The organism is Sphingopyxis sp. (genome assembly GCF_040216815.1).
In the GTDB taxonomy this organism is placed as follows: Bacteria; Pseudomonadota; Alphaproteobacteria; order Sphingomonadales; family Sphingomonadaceae; genus Sphingopyxis.
Genome location: NZ_JAVJOJ010000004.1, coordinates 349,864 through 368,002, shown reverse-complemented (window position 1 = coordinate 368,002; position 18,139 = coordinate 349,864). Strand labels below are relative to the sequence as shown.

At 65.0% G+C, this 18,139-nt stretch carries 17 protein-coding genes; 5 read left to right on the top strand and 12 right to left on the bottom strand.

The window, feature by feature from the left end:
• Positions 1–41: 41 nt before the first annotated feature.
• The gene (locus RIA72_RS05580) at positions 42–491 is read right to left on the bottom strand and encodes a DNA polymerase III subunit chi (RefSeq protein ID WP_350031332.1); all 450 of its coding nucleotides are present in this window, start codon (positions 489–491) and stop codon (positions 42–44) included.
• A gap of 20 nt (positions 492–511) precedes the next feature.
• Positions 512–1,957, bottom strand: a complete 1,446-nt coding sequence (locus tag RIA72_RS05575; RefSeq protein WP_350031331.1) for a leucyl aminopeptidase — start codon at positions 1,955–1,957, stop codon at positions 512–514.
• Positions 1,958–2,088: 131 nt separating this feature from the next.
• Between RIA72_RS05575 and RIA72_RS05570 the strand changes: the two genes are divergently transcribed.
• Together RIA72_RS05570 and RIA72_RS05565 are read left to right on the top strand one after the other, a co-directional pair.
• On the top strand, positions 2,089–4,392 hold the full coding sequence (locus RIA72_RS05570; RefSeq protein ID WP_350031330.1) for an LPS-assembly protein LptD: 2,304 nt from the start codon (positions 2,089–2,091) through the stop codon (positions 4,390–4,392).
• A 143-nt stretch (positions 4,393–4,535) separates the two neighbouring features.
• The gene (locus RIA72_RS05565) at positions 4,536–5,543 is read left to right on the top strand and encodes a DUF4189 domain-containing protein (protein ID WP_350031329.1); all 1,008 of its coding nucleotides are present in this window, start codon (positions 4,536–4,538) and stop codon (positions 5,541–5,543) included.
• A 144-nt stretch (positions 5,544–5,687) separates the two neighbouring features.
• Here the strand turns inward: RIA72_RS05565 and RIA72_RS05560 are convergent, their stop codons facing one another.
• Positions 5,688–6,173, bottom strand: a complete 486-nt coding sequence (locus tag RIA72_RS05560) for a hypothetical protein (protein WP_350031328.1) — start codon at positions 6,171–6,173, stop codon at positions 5,688–5,690.
• Here RIA72_RS05560 and RIA72_RS05555 point away from each other — a divergent pair.
• Entirely contained in the window at positions 6,132–6,590 is a 459-nt protein-coding gene (locus tag RIA72_RS05555) for a hypothetical protein (RefSeq protein WP_350031327.1), read from the top strand. The two genes, RIA72_RS05560 and RIA72_RS05555, sit on opposite strands and share 42 nt — an antisense overlap.
• A 39-nt stretch (positions 6,591–6,629) precedes the next feature.
• Here RIA72_RS05555 and RIA72_RS05550 read toward each other — a convergent pair whose 3' ends face one another.
• A complete protein-coding gene (locus RIA72_RS05550) occupies positions 6,630–8,195 on the bottom strand; it encodes a long-chain-fatty-acid--CoA ligase (protein WP_350031326.1) in 1,566 nt (521 codons plus the stop codon).
• Positions 8,196–8,280: 85 nt separating this feature from the next.
• Here RIA72_RS05550 and RIA72_RS05545 point away from each other — a divergent pair, with 85 nt between their 5' ends.
• Positions 8,281–9,333, top strand: coding sequence for a cobalamin-independent methionine synthase II family protein (locus RIA72_RS05545; protein WP_350031325.1), 1,053 nt, complete (start codon positions 8,281–8,283; stop codon positions 9,331–9,333).
• 94 nt (positions 9,334–9,427) lie between these two features.
• On the opposite strand, the gene RIA72_RS05540 is transcribed toward RIA72_RS05545, so the two are convergent.
• The 6 genes from RIA72_RS05540 to RIA72_RS05515 form a co-directional block, all read right to left on the bottom strand.
• Positions 9,428–10,120, bottom strand: a complete 693-nt coding sequence (locus RIA72_RS05540; protein ID WP_350031324.1) for an alpha/beta fold hydrolase — start codon at positions 10,118–10,120, stop codon at positions 9,428–9,430.
• A 127-nt stretch (positions 10,121–10,247) separates the two neighbouring features.
• Complete coding sequence (locus tag RIA72_RS05535) at positions 10,248–11,168, bottom strand: NAD(P)-dependent oxidoreductase (RefSeq protein ID WP_350031323.1); 921 nt, start codon at positions 11,166–11,168, stop codon at positions 10,248–10,250.
• Entirely contained in the window at positions 11,165–12,463 is a 1,299-nt protein-coding gene (eno, locus tag RIA72_RS05530) for a phosphopyruvate hydratase (protein WP_350031322.1), read from the bottom strand. Before eno ends, RIA72_RS05535 begins: the two co-directional genes overlap by 4 nt.
• On the bottom strand, positions 12,460–13,437 hold the full coding sequence (locus tag RIA72_RS05525; RefSeq protein ID WP_350031321.1) for a phosphotransferase family protein: 978 nt from the start codon (positions 13,435–13,437) through the stop codon (positions 12,460–12,462). Before RIA72_RS05525 ends, eno begins: the two co-directional genes overlap by 4 nt.
• Position 13,438: 1 nt before the next feature.
• Positions 13,439–14,572, bottom strand: coding sequence for an alpha/beta hydrolase (locus RIA72_RS05520; protein WP_350031320.1), 1,134 nt, complete (start codon positions 14,570–14,572; stop codon positions 13,439–13,441).
• A 24-nt stretch (positions 14,573–14,596) separates the two neighbouring features.
• Positions 14,597–16,231: a long-chain-fatty-acid--CoA ligase gene (locus RIA72_RS05515; RefSeq protein ID WP_350031319.1), complete on the bottom strand. Its 1,635-nt coding sequence runs from the start codon at positions 16,229–16,231 to the stop codon at positions 14,597–14,599.
• A 143-nt stretch (positions 16,232–16,374) separates the two neighbouring features.
• Here RIA72_RS05515 and RIA72_RS05510 point away from each other — a divergent pair, with 143 nt between their 5' ends.
• On the top strand, positions 16,375–16,818 hold the full coding sequence (locus tag RIA72_RS05510) for a MarR family winged helix-turn-helix transcriptional regulator (RefSeq protein ID WP_350031318.1): 444 nt from the start codon (positions 16,375–16,377) through the stop codon (positions 16,816–16,818).
• Positions 16,819–16,942: 124 nt separating this feature from the next.
• Here RIA72_RS05510 and RIA72_RS05505 read toward each other — a convergent pair whose 3' ends face one another.
• Positions 16,943–17,518: an NADPH-dependent FMN reductase gene (locus RIA72_RS05505; protein WP_350031317.1), complete on the bottom strand. Its 576-nt coding sequence runs from the start codon at positions 17,516–17,518 to the stop codon at positions 16,943–16,945.
• Positions 17,519–17,585: 67 nt separating this feature from the next.
• Positions 17,586–18,092 (bottom strand): MarR family winged helix-turn-helix transcriptional regulator, encoded by a 507-nt coding sequence (locus RIA72_RS05500; protein ID WP_350031316.1) that lies wholly within the window; start codon positions 18,090–18,092, stop codon positions 17,586–17,588.
• Positions 18,093–18,139 lie beyond the last annotated feature (47 nt).

Below are 18,139 nucleotides of genomic sequence, written 5' to 3'. Positions count from 1 at the left end.
GACGCGCTTTTGCCGTATCGCAAGGATAGAGCGGCGAAGGCCTAAGGCCCTTCGGACCAGCGGCCCGATTCATCCTGTTTCCAGAAGCGGTTGTCGACATCCTCCTGCGCCGCGAGCCGGCGCCAGGTGGCGCGCGCATCGTCGATGCGGCTGTTGTCGAACAGCAGAAAAACGCGTTCGAATCCCAGCGCCTCTTCGCGCCATTCGCCATCGGCGAGCGCGAGGTGCGTGGCGCCGTTGGGCGGCGAGACGTCGAGCGTGCCGGCAATCAGGATCGGTTCGATCGCCTCGTCGGGGGTTCCCGCATGGCCGTGCGGCAGGAAGCTCGCGGGCTGAAGCGTCCAGAGCGCGGCGTCGATCGCCTGGCGCTGCATCGCCGCGGCGGCGACTACCAACAGGCGGTCGCCGTTCGCCAATATGCGGGCTGCAAGCGCGGGAAGCACGCGTTCGGCGGGGTCGCGGGTCAGCCGGTAGAAATCGACGCGCGCCACGCTCCCTGCCCCGCCCGCCTTCAGCCCTCGTGCGTCGCCGCGATATAGCGGTCGAGCAGGCGCACACCGTAACCGGTCGCGCCCTTGGCATAGACCGGACCATCCTTGTCGGCCCACGCCATGCCCGCAATGTCCAGATGCGCCCAGGCGACGCCATCCTCGACAAAGCGTTTCAGAAACTGCGCCGCGGTGATCGACCCGCCTTCGCGGGGGCCGATGTTCTTCATGTCGGCGATCGGACTGTCGATCAGCTTGTCGTAAGCGGGCGACAGCGGGAAGCGCCACAATTTATTGTTCGACGCCTCTCCGGCGGCGAGCAGGTCGGCGGCAAGCGCGTCGTCGTTGGCGAAGATGCCCGCATATTCATGGCCGAGCGAAATCACCATCGCGCCGGTCAGCGTCGCGAGGTCAACGATCACCTTGGGATCATAGGCTTTTTGCGCCCAAGTGATCGCGTCGCAGAGGACGAGGCGGCCCTCGGCGTCGGTGTTGAGCACCTCAACGGTCTGTCCCGACATGGTGGAAACAATGTCGCCAGGGCGCATCGCATTGCCGTCGGGCATATTTTCGACGAGCCCGACGACGCCGACGACATTCGCCTTCGCCTTTCGGCCCGCAATCGCCTTGATTGCGCCCGCGACCGCGCCCGCGCCGCCCATGTCCCATTTCATCATGTCCATGCCCGGCCCCGGCTTCAGGCTGATCCCGCCGGTGTCAAAGGTCACGCCCTTGCCGATAAAGACGACGGGGGCATCGCCCGGATTGCCGCCGTTCCAGCGCATCGCAAGCAGCCGCGGCGGACGGGTGGAACCCTGCGCGACGCCCAACAGCGCACCCATGCCGAGCGCCTTCATCTGGCGTTCGTCGAGCACTTCGAGTTCGACGCCGAGGTCGGCCAGATGCTGGCAGCGTTCGACGAAGCTTTCGGGATAGAGGATGTTCGGCGGTTCGGCGACGAGCGTTTGGGTCAGCGCAACCCCCTCGGCAATCGCTTCGTTCGCCGCCCAGCGCGCCGAAAGGTCGCCGTGCGGCGAGGCGATCGTCACGACACGAAGGCTGGGTTTCGACTTGTCGGCCAGGCGCGTACGATAGGTGTCGAGGCGCCAGTTCCGGAGGCGCGCGCCCATCGCAAAGGCAAGCACATCGTCGGCATCGCTCTGCCCCGCGCTCGCAAAGTCGACATGAACCTGCGCAGCGCCGCTCGTCTGGAGCCTTGCCGTCAGCGCCGCGCCGCCGCGTTCGAGATCCTGCTCCGACCCTTCGCCGATACCGACGAGCAGCAGGCGTTTCGCCTGTTCGCCGTCGATCGCCGCGGTCTCGGCGATCGTGCCCGCCGCGCCGTCGAAGCGCGCCTGGGCCGCCGCAGCGCCAAGCAGCGCGCCGAGCGCATCGGCCCCGCCCTTGCGGACCGGGAATGCGACGACGTCGGCAGACGCATCGATTTGCGCGACAAACTGAATGTCCATGCCTTAACTTTCTTATGCGATGATTGATTGGAACGTGGCGGACCGATAGGGGTTTCGCCTGCGAGTTGCAAAAACAAAGCGGCCGGTCCAATCCGGTGCGCATCGATCAGGGTCTGGAACAAAGGGATTTAATGAGCTGGGCTTTGTTCCATCGGCCGCCGTCCGCTCAGCGGTTCTGGCTTGCAACGGCAAGCGGCCTTGCCTTGTCCGCGAGTCCCGTGCTCGCCCAGGACGAGGCGCGCGCCCGCCCTGCGCAGACAGTCTCCGGCGAACCCGACCTGCAAACGCCCGACATCCCCCCTGCCCCGTCCGACGTTCCCGCCACCACGGATGAACAGCAGATCGGTTTCGCTGCCGACAACCTCCATTACGATGGCGACGCCGATATCGTCACAGCCGAAGGCAATGTGCAGATGAACCGCGACGCGATCGAGATGCGCGCGGACAAGGTCATATGGAATCGCACGACCGGACAGGTCATGGCCGAAGGCAATGTGATGATCCGCAATCCCGAAGGCGACACCGCCTATGGTGAGCGGATCGAGCTGACCGACAGCCTGCGCGACGGGGTGATCGATAATCTGCTCGTCGTGCTCGACAACGGCGCGCGCCTCGCCGCGGTAAAGGGCACGCGTTTCGACAATGGCAATATCGAGCTGGAAAACGCCGCCTACACGCCGTGTCCGGTCGAGGACGAGGCGGGTTGCCCCAAAAATCCCAGCTGGCAGATCCGCGCGGTCAAGGTGATGTACGACCGGGCGAAGAACAAGGTCCGCTACAAGGGCGCGCGCGTCGAGATTTTCGGCCTGCCGCTGATTCCGTTGCCGGGGCTGAGCCATCCCGCGAATCGCGAGGCGGGAAGCGGCATCCTTGTGCCCGAAATCCGCCTCGACCGCAGCAACGGGTTCGAGATTGCGGTGCCTTATTATCTCCGCCTCGCGCCCGACCGCGACGTCACGATCACCCCGCACCTCTACACCAACGCCGCGCCGATGCTGGAGGGCGAGTTTCGCGCGCTCACCGACATCGGGTCGTTCCGTGTCAACGGCTACGCTACCTATGGCTCGCTCGTTCCGCTGATCGGCGAGGATCCGGACCGCCAGAAGCGGTTTCGCGGCTATCTGGAAAGCGCGGGCCGGTTCCAGTTCGATCCGCGCTGGAGCCTCAGCTATTCAGGGCGGATCGCGACCGATCGCACCTTCATGCGCCGCTACGACATCAGCCGCGACGACCGGCTGCGCTCGACCTTCGAGCTCGAACGGATCGGGGGCAACTCCTATCTGTCGATTGCGGGATGGGCGACGCAGACGCTGCGCCGCAACGACGAACAGGGCCAGCAACCGATCGCGCTGCCCATCATCGATTATAGGCAGCGGCTCGACGATCCGATCTTTGGCGGGCAGTTCGAGCTTCAGCTCAACACACTCGCGATCGGACGTACCGCGGGGCAGGATACGCAGCGCGCCTTTGCCGGGGCGCAGTGGAATCTGCGCGGGCTGACCGCGCTGGGTCAGGAAGTCGTCCTGACCGCCCTGGTGCGCGGCGACGTTTATCACAGCGATGAAAATCTGCTGACCGCCATTCCCGGCTATCGCGGCAAGTCGGGGTGGCAGGCGCGCGGCGTCGCGGCGGTCGCCGCCGACATGCGCTGGCCCTTCATCGGCGAATTTGCGGGCGGGACGCAAACGCTGACCCCGCGCGTCCAGCTCGTCGCGACGCCGCCGATCAAGAATTTGGACATTCCGAACGAGGATTCGCGCGCCTTCGAGCTTGAAGACAGCAATATTTTCGCGATCAACCGGTTCAACGGCCACGACCGGTTCGAGGATGGCGCCCGCATCACCTATGGCGTGGAATGGAATTACAGTCGGCCGGGATTCAATATCAACAGCATAGTCGGGCAAAGCTATCGTCTGACCGACAAGCCCAGCCTGTTTCCCGACGGCACCGGGCTGACCGACCGCACGTCGGACATCGTTGGGCGGACGACGATCGCCTACAAGGATTTCCTGCGCCTGACGCACCGCTTCCGGCTCGACAAGGATAATCTGGCGGTGCGCCGCAACGAGTTCGACGCGACGATCGGCAATCGGTCGACCTATGCCGTGCTCGGCTATTCGCGGCTCAACCGCGACATATTGCTGCTCGGCGAGGATTTGCAGGACCGCGAGGAAGTGCGCGCGGGCGGGCGCGTCGCCGTGGCGCGCAATTGGTCGATCTTCGGATCGGCGATCGTCGACCTGACCAGCCGCAGCGACGATCCGCTGGCGCAGGCCGACGGCTTCGAACCGATCCGCCACCGGCTTGGCATCGCCTATGACGACGAATGCCTGTCGATCGCGCTCACCTGGCGGCGCGACTATGCCGACACCGGCGACGCGCGGCGCGGCAATAGCTTCTCGTTCCGCGTGGCCTTCCGCAACCTGGGCTTCTAGGGCCAACATCCGAACTCAGTTCCCATCGTGTCGATGGCCCCCATGAACGGGCCATCGAACGCGGCATGTACTGCGCCCGGCCGGGCGCGGGACGAGGGAGAATTTTCCCTTACATCACAACGTCAAATCTATACCATTGGGTATTGGTATCGGCATCCGACTCCCATGGTTCAACCATAAACGAGGGAAGAAGTGCAGTGAAGAGTCCCTTTACCACTGCGAATTTGCGCAACTTCATTGCGACGCTGGCGCTGCTCATCGCTTTCATCTTTGCGATCGATTCCGGCGATGCGCACGCCCAGACTTTTCCCTGTTCCGGTCCAGGCCCCGGCGTTGTGGTCGTTGGCGAACATCGCGCCGGGCCCCGCGCGCCGCCTACGCCGATCTGCCAGCGCACCGACCAGAGCGGCGCGTCGACTGCGCCGAGCGGGTCGGGCGACGACTTTTCTGCCGTGGCCTGGCACGACGATGCCAACGATGTATGGGCGTCGGCACGACATAATAGTTCCGGCGGGGCGCATATCGACGCCTTCACCGCTTGCCGGGATGTCATGGGCGACGGCTGCAAGACCATGCGGCAGGTCAATGGCTATATCATGGTGTCGCGAGACCAATATGGTGACCTGTTCATCGTGAGCGACGGCCGCAAAAAGGAAGCGCGTCGCAGAATGGCCGAATCATGCGCCAAGGCGCGTATACGCTGCAGCGAGATCGGGATGTTCCGGAGCAGCGACACTTATGAGGATTTCAACCCACAGGCGATCCTCAACCGGCGCCACCCCAGAGATTTGAGGAACGTCCGGCGCAGCTACGCTGCTGCCGTGCGGGATACCGATCGCAATGAGGGCTTTTTGGCCACAGGTTATCGGACATTGGAAGAGGCGAAGGCGGCCGCGCTGGCGGCGTGCCGTAATGCCGAGCCGGGCGATGACGACTGCCGGATGCGCAACTGGAGTGGCAGCAAGGTCATGGTCCTTTATTCCGATCAAACGGGGCAGACCTATTTTGAAACGGACTTTTCGCCCCAAGCCGCTGCGGAGGCCTTGCACGGCTTCTGCAAGCAAGAGCAGCTCGGCGCGTGCCGGATCGAACGGTCGTTCGACGTCGGCGTGCGAGGGCTTCATCGCTACCAGACCAGGATAGAGCGCTGATCGAAGAGGATAGCTGGATACCGACCCCAGAACGCATTCTCGGGCAGGCTCGCCAGCCGAAGTTCAGGGGCCGGAATGATGGGAATGATGGGAATGTTGAGGCGGATCAGCGGATGGTTCGGGCGCCTCTGGAGCGGGACCGCATCAGGGGCGGTCACGCCCGAGCGGCTGGCCCACATGCTGGCTTTTGCAAAGGCGAACAATGCCGTCGGGCAGGGCCGAAGCGGCATCGGCGGTTTCAAGGGAATCGGCGAAAATATCGGCTTTCAGGCCGACCCGTGCGACATCGATTTCCGACAGGCGCACGGCCGCTATCGCCGTGACCTGGTCGTCCATAGCCATGCGCATGTCCAATGGGCCCACAAGCCGATCTATGCCGCCGTGGGCCTGGTTGACGGAGCCGTGCAATATCGCTTCGGCGCCGATGACGAGATGACTTGGTGGGCAAGTCCCGTGACCCGGAACCCCGTTCATATCGCCCAGATCGAACGGATGTTTGACGCTTGGTACGAGTATTTGGGACTTCCGGGCGCGCTCGACAAGTTCGCCGCCCCGCCGGCTCATGAGCCTGTCGATCGATCCGACAAGATGGCTTTGATCCGTCGCTATCTCGACGATGGCGATCGCCATTTCCTGCACGACGTTCTCGGTGCGTCCGATGCCGACGACATCATCCTGTGGGTCGATTGGCGGGAAGACGAAGTCGATATCGTCACCATGTGCGAGGGCATCTTGCGGACCGGTGCGCTATCCGCCTGCTATCGGCCCAACGACATATCGGCCGACCTGGAGATTGCCTATCGCGGCAAGATGTCGATTGTGCGCTACCCCGACGGCGTGGCGGACCGCGATACGACATTGCTCGCACTCAACGCGGCGCTCGCGCCCGATTTCGAGATTCGCTATTGCGTGGACAGCGACGGGAGCGATACGGCCGCTCTGCTCCCGCTTCGCGGCGAGCAATGGGCGATACTGGAAGCCGACGCGCCGGAACAGGTCGGACGATTGTTCCGCCCCTTGTCCATCGAAAGCCCCCTATTTACCTGATCGCGAGCCGCCACCCCCAAATTGCCGCCGCGCTGCCCGTCACCCCACGGCCCGGTCGCGCCCTTCCCAATAGGGTGCGCGCAATTCGCGGCGAAGCACCTTGCCCGACGGGTTGCGTGGGAGGGCGTCGATGAACTCGATGCTTTTCGGAACCTTGTAGGCCGCGATCCGGTCGCGCGCCCAGGCGATCACGGCGGCGGGATCCGGCGTCGCGCCCGCGGCGGCGACGATCAGCGCCTTCACGCCCTCGCCCCATTTGTCGTCGGGGACGCCGATCACCGCGACATCGGCGACGCCGGGACAGCCCATGATCGCGCTTTCGACCTCGGCCGGATAGACATTCTCGCCGCCCGACACGATCATGTCCTTGATCCGGTCGTGGACATAATAAAAGCCGTCGGCATCGCGATAGCCGACGTCGCCGGTGTGGAGCCAGCCGCCCGCGAGCGTCTCCTCGGTTGCCTTGTCCCGGTTCCAATAGCCCTTCATCACGATGCCGCCGCGGATCGCGATCTCGCCGATCTCGCCATCGCCGAGCGCGCGCCCCTCGCCATCGAGGATCGCCATGTCGACCCCCGGCCAGGGCTGACCGCAAGAGGTAAGCTTGCCCGGCAGGTCGTGTGCGGCGGGCGACAGGTAGGAGCCGCCACCGGCCGATTCGGTCATGCCATAGAATTGCACGAAATCGCAGCCGAAGGTCGCCCGCGCGCGGCGCAGCACATCCTCGGCGATCGGCGAGGCGCCGTAAGCGATGGATTTGAGCTGGGGAAAGCCCCCCGCATCCGCATCCGGCTGAAGCAGCATCATCTGGATCATCGCGGGCGCAAGAAAGGCGTGTGCCACGTCCTCGTCGCGCATCATGCGCACCGCGTCAGCCGCGGCGAAATCCTTGACGAGCACCAGCCGCCCGCCCTGCGCCAGCCCCGAAAAGCTGACATTGGTGCCCGCGACGTGGAACAGCGGCATGACGATCATCACCGTCTCGTCCTCGCCATAGGCAAAGCCGTCGACCTCGCTCGCGGCTTCGAGGAAGGTGCGATAATTGGCGTTGGTGAGCACGACGCCCTTCGGCCGCCCGGTGGTGCCGCTCGTATAGAGCTGGAGCACATCGTCGCTGAGCTGCGGGACGCCGGCGGGCGGCGTGTCCGTCGCCCCCGCCAGCCAGCTTTCGAGCGGCTCGAACGCCGGATGCGCGCCATAAAGAGCAATCAGCCGCGGCGGTTCGGCAAGACCCTCTATGGCCGCGAGCGCGCTGTCGAAGAAATCCTCGCCGACGAACAGCAGCTTTGGCGCGGCGTCGCCCAGGATGAAGCCGATCTCGGCGGGAGCGAGGCGGCAGTTGATCGGCGCGAAACAGGCGCGCGCGCGCGCCGTTCCAAAGAAGAGCGGATACCAGCTGTCATGGTTCTTGGTGAGCGCCGATATGCGGTCGCCCGGCGCGACGCCGGCGGCGATCAAGGCATGGGCGACGCGGTTCGATGCCGCATCGAGCGCGGCGAAGCTCGTTTCCCGGTCGCCGAACTTCACCGCCGTCGCCTGCCCCCGCACGCGCGCCTGCGCCGCCGGGATGTCCGCCAGGGTCCGGATCGCCTCCAGATCGATCATTTTACTCTCCCACGCTCGTTTCGACTTGAATTAGATAGAATACTAAGCAAATGTTTGACCAGCCCGAAAATGAGAGGATTGGCCCTTGTTCGACCACCCCATATTGCCGACGACGATCGTTGGAAGCTACCCACAACCCGATTGGCTGATCGATCGCGAGCGACTGAAAGCCAGCCTGCCGCCGCGCGTGCGCGCGGAGACGCTGTGGCGTATCCCCGAACCCTGGCTTGCCGAGGCGCAGGAGGCCGCGACGCTGATGGCGATCCGCGATCAGGAAGAGCTGGGGATCGACATCGTCGGCGATGGCGAGATGCGGCGCGAAAGCTATTCGAACCGGCTGGCGACCGCCTTGTCGGGGATCGATACGGAAAAGCACGGCACGGCGATCGACCGCACCGGCAACGCCAATCCGGTGCCGCTCGTCTCCGGCCCGATCCGCCGCGCCCGCCCCATCGAGGCGCAGGATGCTGCCTTCCTCCGCCGCCATTCGACCCGGCCGGTGAAGCTTACCCTGCCCGGCCCTTTCACAATGACGCAGCAGGCCGAAAACGGCTATTATCCCGACGCCCGCGCGCTCGCGATGGACTATGCCGACGCGGTCAATGCCGAGGTGAAGGATCTGTTCGCGGCCGGGGTCGATGTCGTCCAGCTCGACGAACCCTATTTGCAGGCGCGCGCCGGCGAAGCGCAATCCTATGCGATCGAGGCGATCAACCGCGCGCTCGACGGCGTTGGCGGCACGACCGCGCTCCACATCTGCTTCGGCTATGCGATGGTGCACCATGGCGCGGGCGCAACGGGGCCGAAGCCCAAGGCTTATGACTTCCTTGCCGAGCTCGAAGCATCGGCGATCGACGTCATCTCGATCGAGGCGGCGCAACCGGGACTCGACCCCGCGATCCTTGCCGAACTGCCGACCAAAACCATCATGTACGGCGTGCTCGACCTGTCGATTCCGGAGGTCGAGACGCCCGAAGTCGTCGCCGGCCGTATTCGCGAGGCGCTCCGTTACGTCGATGCCGAGCGGCTGTGGATCGCGCCCGATTGCGGGATGAAATACCACAGCCGCGCGCATAGCCAGGCGAAGCTGAAGGCGATGGTGGACGGGACCGCGCTGGTGCGGGCGGAGTTAACCTGACCACGTCATCCCGGCGAAGGGTGTTCAGAGGCACGTGACTCTGAAACACGATCTCACCGTCGAGATCCCGGCCTTCGCCGGGATGACGACCTACTTATGCGTCGATAAACTCGCTCAGCAAGGGCACCACCACCTCCGGTGCCTCAACCGTCGGCAGGTGCCCCGCGCCCGCGATCACCTCGAGCCGGGCCTCTGGGATCGCCTCCAAAATCTCGTCATGGTGCGCGCGGCTGGTGATCCCATCCTTCTCGCCCCAGATCAGCAGGGTCGGCACGGCGATCTCGCCCAGCCGCGGGCGGCTGTCGATACGCGCCATGATCGCGCGCTGCTGCGCCAGGAAGGTGTCGGCGCCGGTTTCCGCCGCCATCTGCCGCGCGATGCCGAGCAGGCGCGCGTCGCCGCGCTTTTCTTCGGGGAAAAGGATGGGGATACGTTCTTCGACGACCTGATCGAAATTACCGCTTTCGACGAGATCGATATAGCCCTGCCGCCGCGCGGTCTGCGCGGGTCCGTCGGCCGAGGCGAGCGTCGAAATGAGCCCAAGTTTCGCGACCCGCTCGGGCGCGCGGCGCATCACCTCGAACGCCACGAAACCGCCCATCGCATGTGCGATCAGAACGAATTTCGGCGGGGCGTTGTCGAGCAGCCGCTGCGCGAAACCCGCAATCGTGTCGTCGCTGCGATTGTCGGCAAGGATCACGTCGCGGTCCGCCCATGCATCAAGGAGCGGCTGCCAGACAGCGTCGGTCAAAAGCTGACCGGTAATCAGAACGATGGGAAGAGTCATGGGTTCAATCCTGAAGCATCGTCATTGCGAGGAGCCGAAGGCGACGCGGCAATCCAGAGACTGCGTAAACCGCCCTGAATTGCCCCCCCCCCCCCGGCTTTCGCCGGGGTCGCAATGACGAGTTGTTTCATACGACTTGGTGCAACAGCGCCTCGCCGGCAGCGAGGCGGCGGCAATTTTCCTGTGCGACCGTTAGGCTGCGCACGAGCGTTTCGGGGGTGAGCCAGGCGATATGCGGCGCGAGCACGGCATTGGGCAGGCCGAGCAGCGGATTGCCGCGCGGCAGCGGTTCCTCCGCAAAAACGTCGAGCCCCGCGCCGCGCAAATGCCCCGATCCCAGGGCATCAACGAGCTTCGCCTGATCGATCAGCTCGCCGCGCGCGGTGTTCACCAGCACCGCGCCCTTCTTCATTGCGAAGGGATCGACGCTGCCGCGCGTCTCGTCGGTCAGAGGGATATGCAGCGAGACAATATCGCTTTCGGCAAGCAGGCGGTCCAGCGGCAGAAATTCATAGGGAGCGTCGCGCGCGCTCCGCGCCGTGTAGACGACATCGGCCCCCAGCGCTGCGAGCACCGGTGCGAGCCGCTGCGCCGAGCTGCCGAACCCGACGAGGCCCACCCTGCGCCCGGCAATCTCCCCCACGCTGTCGAGTTCGGACGGATCGGCGGTCCAGCCCTCACCCGCGCGGGTACGCGAATCAAAGAAACAGGTGCGCCGCAGCACCGCCATCATCAGCGACAGCGCCATTTCGGCGACCGCCTGGCTGTTGGTGCCGGGCATGTTGCACACGGCAACGCGATGGTCGCGGGCTGCGTCGAGCGCGATGGTGTTGACGCCGACGCCGAGCTTCTGGATCAGCTTGAGGTTGGGCGCCGAGGCGATGAAGTCCGCCGTCACCGGGGTGAGCACATGGAGCAGCGCGGTGATGTCGCCCGCCACCTCGTCGAGCGGCGCGGCCTCGTCGACATGAACGACGACGCCCGGCCCGAAGATCGCATCGACCGCCGCGCGGAAACCGGGGCTGGGGCGGGCATGAAGGACGATCATGCCGCCACCCGCCCGATGGGAGCGGCAAAGGCCGAGAAGCCGGCAAATTCGGCGTCGCGTCCCATGGCCTCCTCGATCCGCAGCATCTCGTTCCATTTGGCCATGCGTTCGGAGCGGGTGAAGCTGCCGACCTTCAATTGCCCGGCGTTCCAACCAGTCGCCAGATGCGCGATGGTGACATCTTCGCTCTCGCCCGAACGCGCCGAAACGATGGCGCCCCATCCGCGCGCCACCGCGGCGTCGAGCGCGGCCTTGGCCTCGGTGACGGTGCCGACCTGATTGACCTTGATCAGCGCGGCGTTGCACACCGCCGCTTCGCCCGCGCGTTCGACGCGCGCGGCATTGGTGACGAGCACATCGTCGCCGATGGTCTGCACCCGATCGCCGATGCGGGCCGTCACCGCCGCCATCGTCGTCCAGTCGTCCTGTCCCGCCGGATCCTCGATCGACAGGATCGGATAGCGGCCCGCCCATTCGACAATGCGCGCGGCCATGGCTTCGCCCGACAGCCGCCCCTTGTCGAGCGCGAGACTATATCCGTCGGCGTCGCCCAGTTCGTTCGCGGCGATGTCGAGCGAAATGAACACATCCTCGCCGGCGCGATGCCCGCTCGCCTCGATCGCCCGGGTCAGCGTGTCGAGCGCATCCTCGTTCGAGGCGAAATTCGGCCACCAGCCGCCTTCATCGGCGACGCCCGACAAGGGCCCCTTCGCTTCCATGAGCTTTCCAGCCGCGCGATAGACATCGTCCGTGATCTCGAGCGCGCGGCGAAAGCTGCCTGCATTGGGACACATGACCATGAAATCCTGTACGTCGGTGCGCCGCCCCGCATGCGCTCCCCCACCGAAAATCTGAATCTCGGGGAGCGGAATGCGGACCTTCGCGTCGCCCGAAAGATAGCGCCACAGCGGCGCGCGCGCATCCGCCGCGGCGGCGTGGAGCACCGCCATCGACACGGCGACGATGGCATTCGCGCCGAGCCGCCCCTTGTTCGCCGTACCGTCGAGATCGCAGAGCGCCGCATCGACCGCCGCTTGGTCGCGCGCGTCCATCCCGGCGATTGCGCCTGCGATTTCAGCGCCGATCCCTGCCACCGCGCGATGGACGCCAAAACCGCCGAACGCCGTACCGCCATCGCGCAGGTCGATCGCTTCGTGCGCGCCGCGGGACGCCCCCGCGGGTGCAATGGCGCGGCCGACAGCGCCCGATTCGAGCACGACCTCGGCCTCGACGGTCGGCCGACCGCGCGAGTCCCAGAGCTGGCGGCCGGTAACGGAGGCAATACGCGAAGTCATGGACAGGTCCTTTTCCAGTTGGCGGCGAGCGCGTCGATCGATTGCGGCGCCAGGATCGATGCGCGCGCCTGATCACGCACGATGCGCTTGTGTTCGGGGTCGGTGAGGTAGGGCGCGGGCGACTTGCCCTCGACGCGCGCGAGGAGCAGCGCCGCGGTCAGCTTGCCTGCGCGGAGCAGCAGGCCCTCGCGATCCTCCCAGTCGATACCGGCTTGATAGGCGGCGATGAGAGCGCCGGCGGCTGCGTTCAGCCGCGCGTCGCCCGACCACACCGCCTTCAACAGCAGGTGCGTGACACAAAAAGCAAGGTCGAACGCCGGATCGCCATAAACCGCGCATTCGGCATCGAGGAAAACCGGCCCGTCGGCGCTGACCAGAATATTCTTGGGGCTGACGTCGCCGTGGACGAGCGCGATCTTGCGCCCCGCCAGGTCGCCCGCGAGCGCGGTCAGCGCGGGCGCCAATGCTGCATCATGCTGCGCAACATAAAGGATGAAGGGATCGACGCGCAGCGCGCGGAACATCGCGTCGTTGGCGAAGGCCGCACGGTCGCCGTCATCGTGCGCCGTGGCGGCGTGGACCGCAGCAATCCCCTGCCCGACCCGTGCGGCGAAACCGGCATCGACGCGGCCCGCCATGAGTTCGTCCTTCCACACCGGGCAACCGGGAAGGAAGCGCATGGCGAAGGCGTGGCCGGGCAGTTCGGCAAGCACCTCGGGCGCGAGGCGCGGGTCGACGCCGCGCGCGCGTTTGAGCCAGCGTATCTCGCTCGTCCCGCGCTCGACGGGCGCGCGCCAGTCGGCTGCGACGCGCAGTTGCGGCAGCGGACGCTTGACGACGATCGGGCCGCGGGGCGTCGCGACCTTCCACACGTCGCACGACACGCCGCCGGTCAGCGGTTCGAGGACGACATCGCCCTCACCCGCCAGTCCGGCGCCGCGCAATGCCTCGATAATGTCGGCATTCGCCGTCACGTTACAGCTTCTCCCGGATCCATGCACCGACCAACTCGGCGGCGTTCTGCCGCTCCTCGACCGAATCCTCGAAATAATGCGCGCCGGGGATAAGTTCGAGCCGCTTGTCCTCGCTGCCTAGAAAATCGAAGATCTTGCGCGCATCGCTGGGAAATACGCCGGTATCGGCGGTGCCCTGAACGACCAGCGCTGGCGTGTCGTGCTTGGCAAGGTGCGGCTGACCCTGACACGGCGAGGTTTCGAGGCTCCACATATTGAGCCAGGTCTTGATCGTATTGGCGCGGCCGATGCTCGGCGTGCGGTTGGCCACCGCGGGATCGCCGCGATAGCACCAGTTGGGCTTGCGGTCCGACGGGTCGATGGCGGGATCGACGCAGCGGATGTCGCCCCAGCAACGGAACATCGGGAAGATGCGGTCGGGAATCCCCGCCGCATTGAGCCGCGTCAGCTCCGCCTTCGCCCAGTCGGTGATACGCTGGTTGCGTGCGCGTTGGGCGGCGCGATATTTGGCAATAAATTCGTCCGAATAGGGCGGGCCGTTGTCGGGGTTGAACGGGTCGAGTTCGGGGTCGGTGGCGACCGGATCAGTTTCGTCGATCACCGACGCGTCCATCCAGTCGGTGAGCACTTCGGGGCGCCCCTGGTGCGCGTTGAAGCTGATGTAGAGGTCGCCCTTGACGAGATTCGCGAGCGCGTCCTGCCCCGCGGACGGCAGACGGTCGGTCAGCGTCGGGGAAATGGCTTCGGCCTGATACGCGCCCATCAGCGAACCGCCGCCCGAATTGCCGAGGATGACGATTGCCTCGACCCCGGCTTCCTCTTTCAGCCATTTCATGCCGACACCGATGTCGACGATCGCGTGCTCCAACAGGAACTGATCCTCCATCCCGCGATAACGCGTGTTCCAGCCGAGAAAGCCGAAACCCTGCCGCGCGAACCAGGGGGCGATATAATGTTCGGAGAAATCGACATTATAATGGGTGGCGATGATCGCGACCTTGGGCCGTTTGCCCGCCTCGGTCCAGTAAATGCCTTGGCACGGATGCCCGCCCGCCTGAATGCGCGGCGCAGTCGGCGAAACACGGCCGACGAATTGCGCGTCCAGCCCTTCGATCCCGTTCGGGTCCACCATCATCTTCTCTCCTGTTGTCGGTTATTTTCAGCGTGTAACCTCGAAAGGCAGCGTATAGCCATCGAGCCCCGCACGGATCGCCTTCTTGTCGATCTTGCCCGTCGGACCGAGCGGGATTTCGTCCACGAACAGCACGTCGTCGGGCATCCACCACCGCGCGATTTTGCCATCGAGCCAGGATCTCAGCTCGTCGGCCGACGCGGTCGCCCCCGGCTTGAGCTGGCAAAGCAAAATCGGCCGCTCGTCCCATTTTGGATGCACGACGCCGACGACCGCCGCGTTGGCGACCGCCGCGTGGCCCATCGCGATATTCTCTATCTCGATCGAGCTGATCCATTCGCCGCCGGATTTGACGACATCCTTGGCGCGGTCGGTAATCTGCATATAGCCTTCGGCATCGATCGTGCTGACATCGCCGGTGTCGAAAAACCCCTCTTCATCGAGCACGTCGCCGCCCTCGCCGCCATAATAGGCGGCCGCAATCGTCGCCCCCTTCACCATCAGCCGCCCCGGCGTCTTGCCGTCGTGCGGCAGCCGGTTTCCGGCATCGTCGACCAGCTTCATCTCCAACCCGCAGAGCAACCGCCCCTGCTTGAGCTTGTACGCCATCTGCTCGGCATCAGGCTTTGCCGCGACCGACGCATTGGGAACCGACACCGTGCCAAGCGGCGAGGTTTCGGTCATGCCCCAGCCCTGGATGACGTCGACGCCATAATCCTCGCGGAAGGTGCGGATGAGCGATTCGGGACACGCCGATCCACCGATCGTCACGCGCTGAAGCGTCGTGAAGCGCTTGCCGTTTTCCTGCATATATTGAAGCAGCATCTGCCACACGGTCGGCACGGCGGCGGAGTAAGTGACGCCTTCGCTTTCGATCAGATCATAGATTGATTCGCCGTCCATCCGCTGCCCCGGCAGCACGAGCTTTGCGCCGACGGCGGGCGCCGAATAGACGACCCCCCACGCATTGGCGTGATACATGGGCACGATGAGCAGCACCGTGTCGCGCGCCGAAAGCGCAAGCGCGTCGCGCTGCAACGTCATCAGCGCGTGGATATAATTCGAGCGGTGCGAATAAAGCACGCCCTTGGGATTGCCCGTCGTCCCGCTGGTGTAGCAGAGCCCGCACGCTGCATTTTCGTCGAAATCGCCCCAGACATAGGCGTCGCCATGCCCCGCGATCCAATCGTCGAACGCGACCGCAGCGAATGATGTCCGGGGCAGCGATCCCGCATCGCAAAGGAAGATCACTTTCTCGATCGACGGCACCTGTGGCAGCAACTGCTCGATCAACTCCGCCGTTGCCGGGTCGGCGATCAACAGCCGGTCGCCCGCATGGTTCGCGATATAGACGATCTGCTCCAGAAACAGCCGCGGATTGAGTGTGTGAAGCACCGCGCCCATGCCCGCCGTCCCATACCAGGCGGCAAGATGCCGCGCGCCGTTCCACGCCATCGTCGCGACGCGGTCGCCGGGTCCGATCCCCTCCGCGGCCAGCGCGCTCGAGACGCGCTTTGCGTTGGCATGGACATCGGCCCAGGTCGAACGGGTCTCGCGCCCATCGGCATCGCGCGAGACGACCTCGCGCTGGCCGTGCCAGTTCGCCGCATGGTCGATGATCCGGTCGACCGTCAGCGGCACATTCTGCATCAACCCGTCCATGCGGACCTCTCCCTTCATTTAATAGATAGTATACTAAGCATTTTGACTTGGCAATGCTTGCGCCGCCTTGCTTCGCTCGCGTTGCTCTTCTAGCCTGTGCGCGCCGGCGCCCCGCCGGCTGCGGGGGCTGCCTTCGACATTCTATGCACACCAACCAGCTGATCATCGCCCTTTTTCAACGCTTCTGCTGGCTCGACGAGGGGTTGCAGGCGCAACTGCACGATCGCGGCTGGCCCGACGTCAACCGACCGCAATCAATGGTGATGACCAACATCGTCAGCGGCATCGTACGCCCGTCGGACATCGCCCGTAACCTTGGCGTATCGCGGCAGGCAATTCACAGCACGATCAACCAGATGGTGAAACTGGGCATCGTTCGGCTAGACGTCGATCCGGGCGACCGGCGACATATGATCGTCTCGCTCACCGAAACGGGCGCGCGGATGCGCCAGGATGCACAGCGCGCGATGGATACGCTGACCGCGCGGATCGCCGCGCGGATCGGACAGGACCGGTTCGACGCGCTGTTCGACGCGCTCGAAGCCGACTGGGGCGACAATATCGACGATGGCGTGCCCAAGCGCTGATCCGGTGAGCAAACGCCGCCTCCCCATTCGTCATCCCGCCGAAGGGCGGGATCTCGCCGGTGCGTCATAACGATGCGGTGAGGCCCCGGCCTTCGCCGGATGACGATTTGATGAAGACTGCGCTCTAGGTCGCAAGCGCCCCCGCAACCGCGACCAGCCGCGCGGCGGTCATCTCGACCAGCGACGCGGGCAGCGGCTCCTTTAAACTGCCATCCTCGGCAAAGGCGGCGTGCGCATTGGGCACGACCACCTGTTCGGGGATCACGAGCATCTGCACCGTCGAGAGAATCTGACGCAAGTGCATCAGCCCGCGCAGCCCGCCAAAAGGACTGATCGACGCCGACATGATCGCCGCCGCCTTCCCGCGATAGGCGGTGAGCGCGACAAGCCCTTCGTCACCCGTCGGGCGTGAGGCCCAGTCGATCGCGTTTTTGAGCAGCGGTGGGAGCGAACCATTATATTCGGGCGAGACGAAAAGCAGCGCATCCTGTTCGGCGAACAAGGTTTTGAGCCGCAGGGCGTCGGGCGGAAATGCCCCCGCCTCGATCGCCGCCGAATAGAGCGGCAAGTCGAAGGCACCAAGGTCGATGCGCGTGACGCGCGCGCCCTGCGCCTCCAAACTGTCGGCCGCGAGTTCGGCGAGCGCGCGATTATAGGAACCCTCGCGGACACTCCCGGCGATAACGGCGATATTGGTCATTTTCCCTCCCATGCGATATGGTTAGAATACTAACCTATTATCCGCGGGTAGGGCAAGTGGGCCAGGTTCAGGCCTTGATGTCGGACAGGACCGACAGCTTGCGCGTTTCTTCGGCCAGATTGTCGATCACGCGGCGCATCAGCGCCTGGAGCGTCTCCACCTCTTCGTCGGTCATACCGTTGGTCGCGATTTCGTGGATTTCGGCATTCATCGGTGCCAGGACAAGTTCGAGCTTCTTGGCGTGCGGGGTAAGGTATATAAAGGTCTTGCGCCGATCCTCGGCGGTTTTCTTGCGCGTGATCAGCCCGGCCTTTTCAAGTCCCTTCAATGCAACCACCGTCGTCGGCTCGCGCATACCCACACGCTCGCTGAGTTCGCGCTGGGTGATACCGTCCTCGCGCCACAACTGTCGCAGAAAGCGCCACTGGCCCGCCGACACGTCGTGCGTCAGCGTGCGCCGTTCGAGCAGGCGCGAAAAGGATCGAAACACGACGCGCGCAAGATAGCCGATGCTGTTTTCGGGGTCGGTATAATATTCGGCCGGATGCCGGTACGCCTGCTTGCTCTTCGCCAACTTCCTGCTCCCCTGCCGCGGCGGCGGCCCCATACGCCCCTCCGCTC

Excerpts from the sequence above, each read along its gene's own strand:
- RIA72_RS05550 (WP_350031326.1), bottom strand. The coding sequence starts at position 8,195 with ATGATCGATCTGGAGGCGATCCGGACCCTGGCGGACATCCCGGCGGCG.
- RIA72_RS05515 (WP_350031319.1), bottom strand. The coding sequence starts at position 16,231 with ATGGACGGGTTGATGCAGAATGTGCCGCTGACGGTCGACCGGATCATC.
- RIA72_RS05510 (WP_350031318.1), top strand. The coding sequence starts at position 16,375 with ATGCACACCAACCAGCTGATCATCGCCCTTTTTCAACGCTTCTGCTGG.
- RIA72_RS05540 (WP_350031324.1), bottom strand. The coding sequence starts at position 10,120 with ATGACTCTTCCCATCGTTCTGATTACCGGTCAGCTTTTGACCGACGCT.
- RIA72_RS05505 (WP_350031317.1), bottom strand. The coding sequence starts at position 17,518 with ATGACCAATATCGCCGTTATCGCCGGGAGTGTCCGCGAGGGTTCCTAT.
- RIA72_RS05535 (WP_350031323.1), bottom strand. The coding sequence starts at position 11,168 with ATGATCGTCCTTCATGCCCGCCCCAGCCCCGGTTTCCGCGCGGCGGTC.
- RIA72_RS05555 (WP_350031327.1), top strand. The coding sequence starts at position 6,132 with ATGGCTTTGATCCGTCGCTATCTCGACGATGGCGATCGCCATTTCCTG.
- eno (WP_350031322.1), bottom strand. The coding sequence starts at position 12,463 with ATGACTTCGCGTATTGCCTCCGTTACCGGCCGCCAGCTCTGGGACTCG.
- RIA72_RS05560 (WP_350031328.1), bottom strand. The coding sequence starts at position 6,173 with ATGGCGATCGCCATCGTCGAGATAGCGACGGATCAAAGCCATCTTGTC.
- RIA72_RS05570 (WP_350031330.1), top strand. The coding sequence starts at position 2,089 with ATGAGCTGGGCTTTGTTCCATCGGCCGCCGTCCGCTCAGCGGTTCTGG.
- RIA72_RS05520 (WP_350031320.1), bottom strand. The coding sequence starts at position 14,572 with ATGATGGTGGACCCGAACGGGATCGAAGGGCTGGACGCGCAATTCGTC.
- RIA72_RS05575 (WP_350031331.1), bottom strand. The coding sequence starts at position 1,957 with ATGGACATTCAGTTTGTCGCGCAAATCGATGCGTCTGCCGACGTCGTC.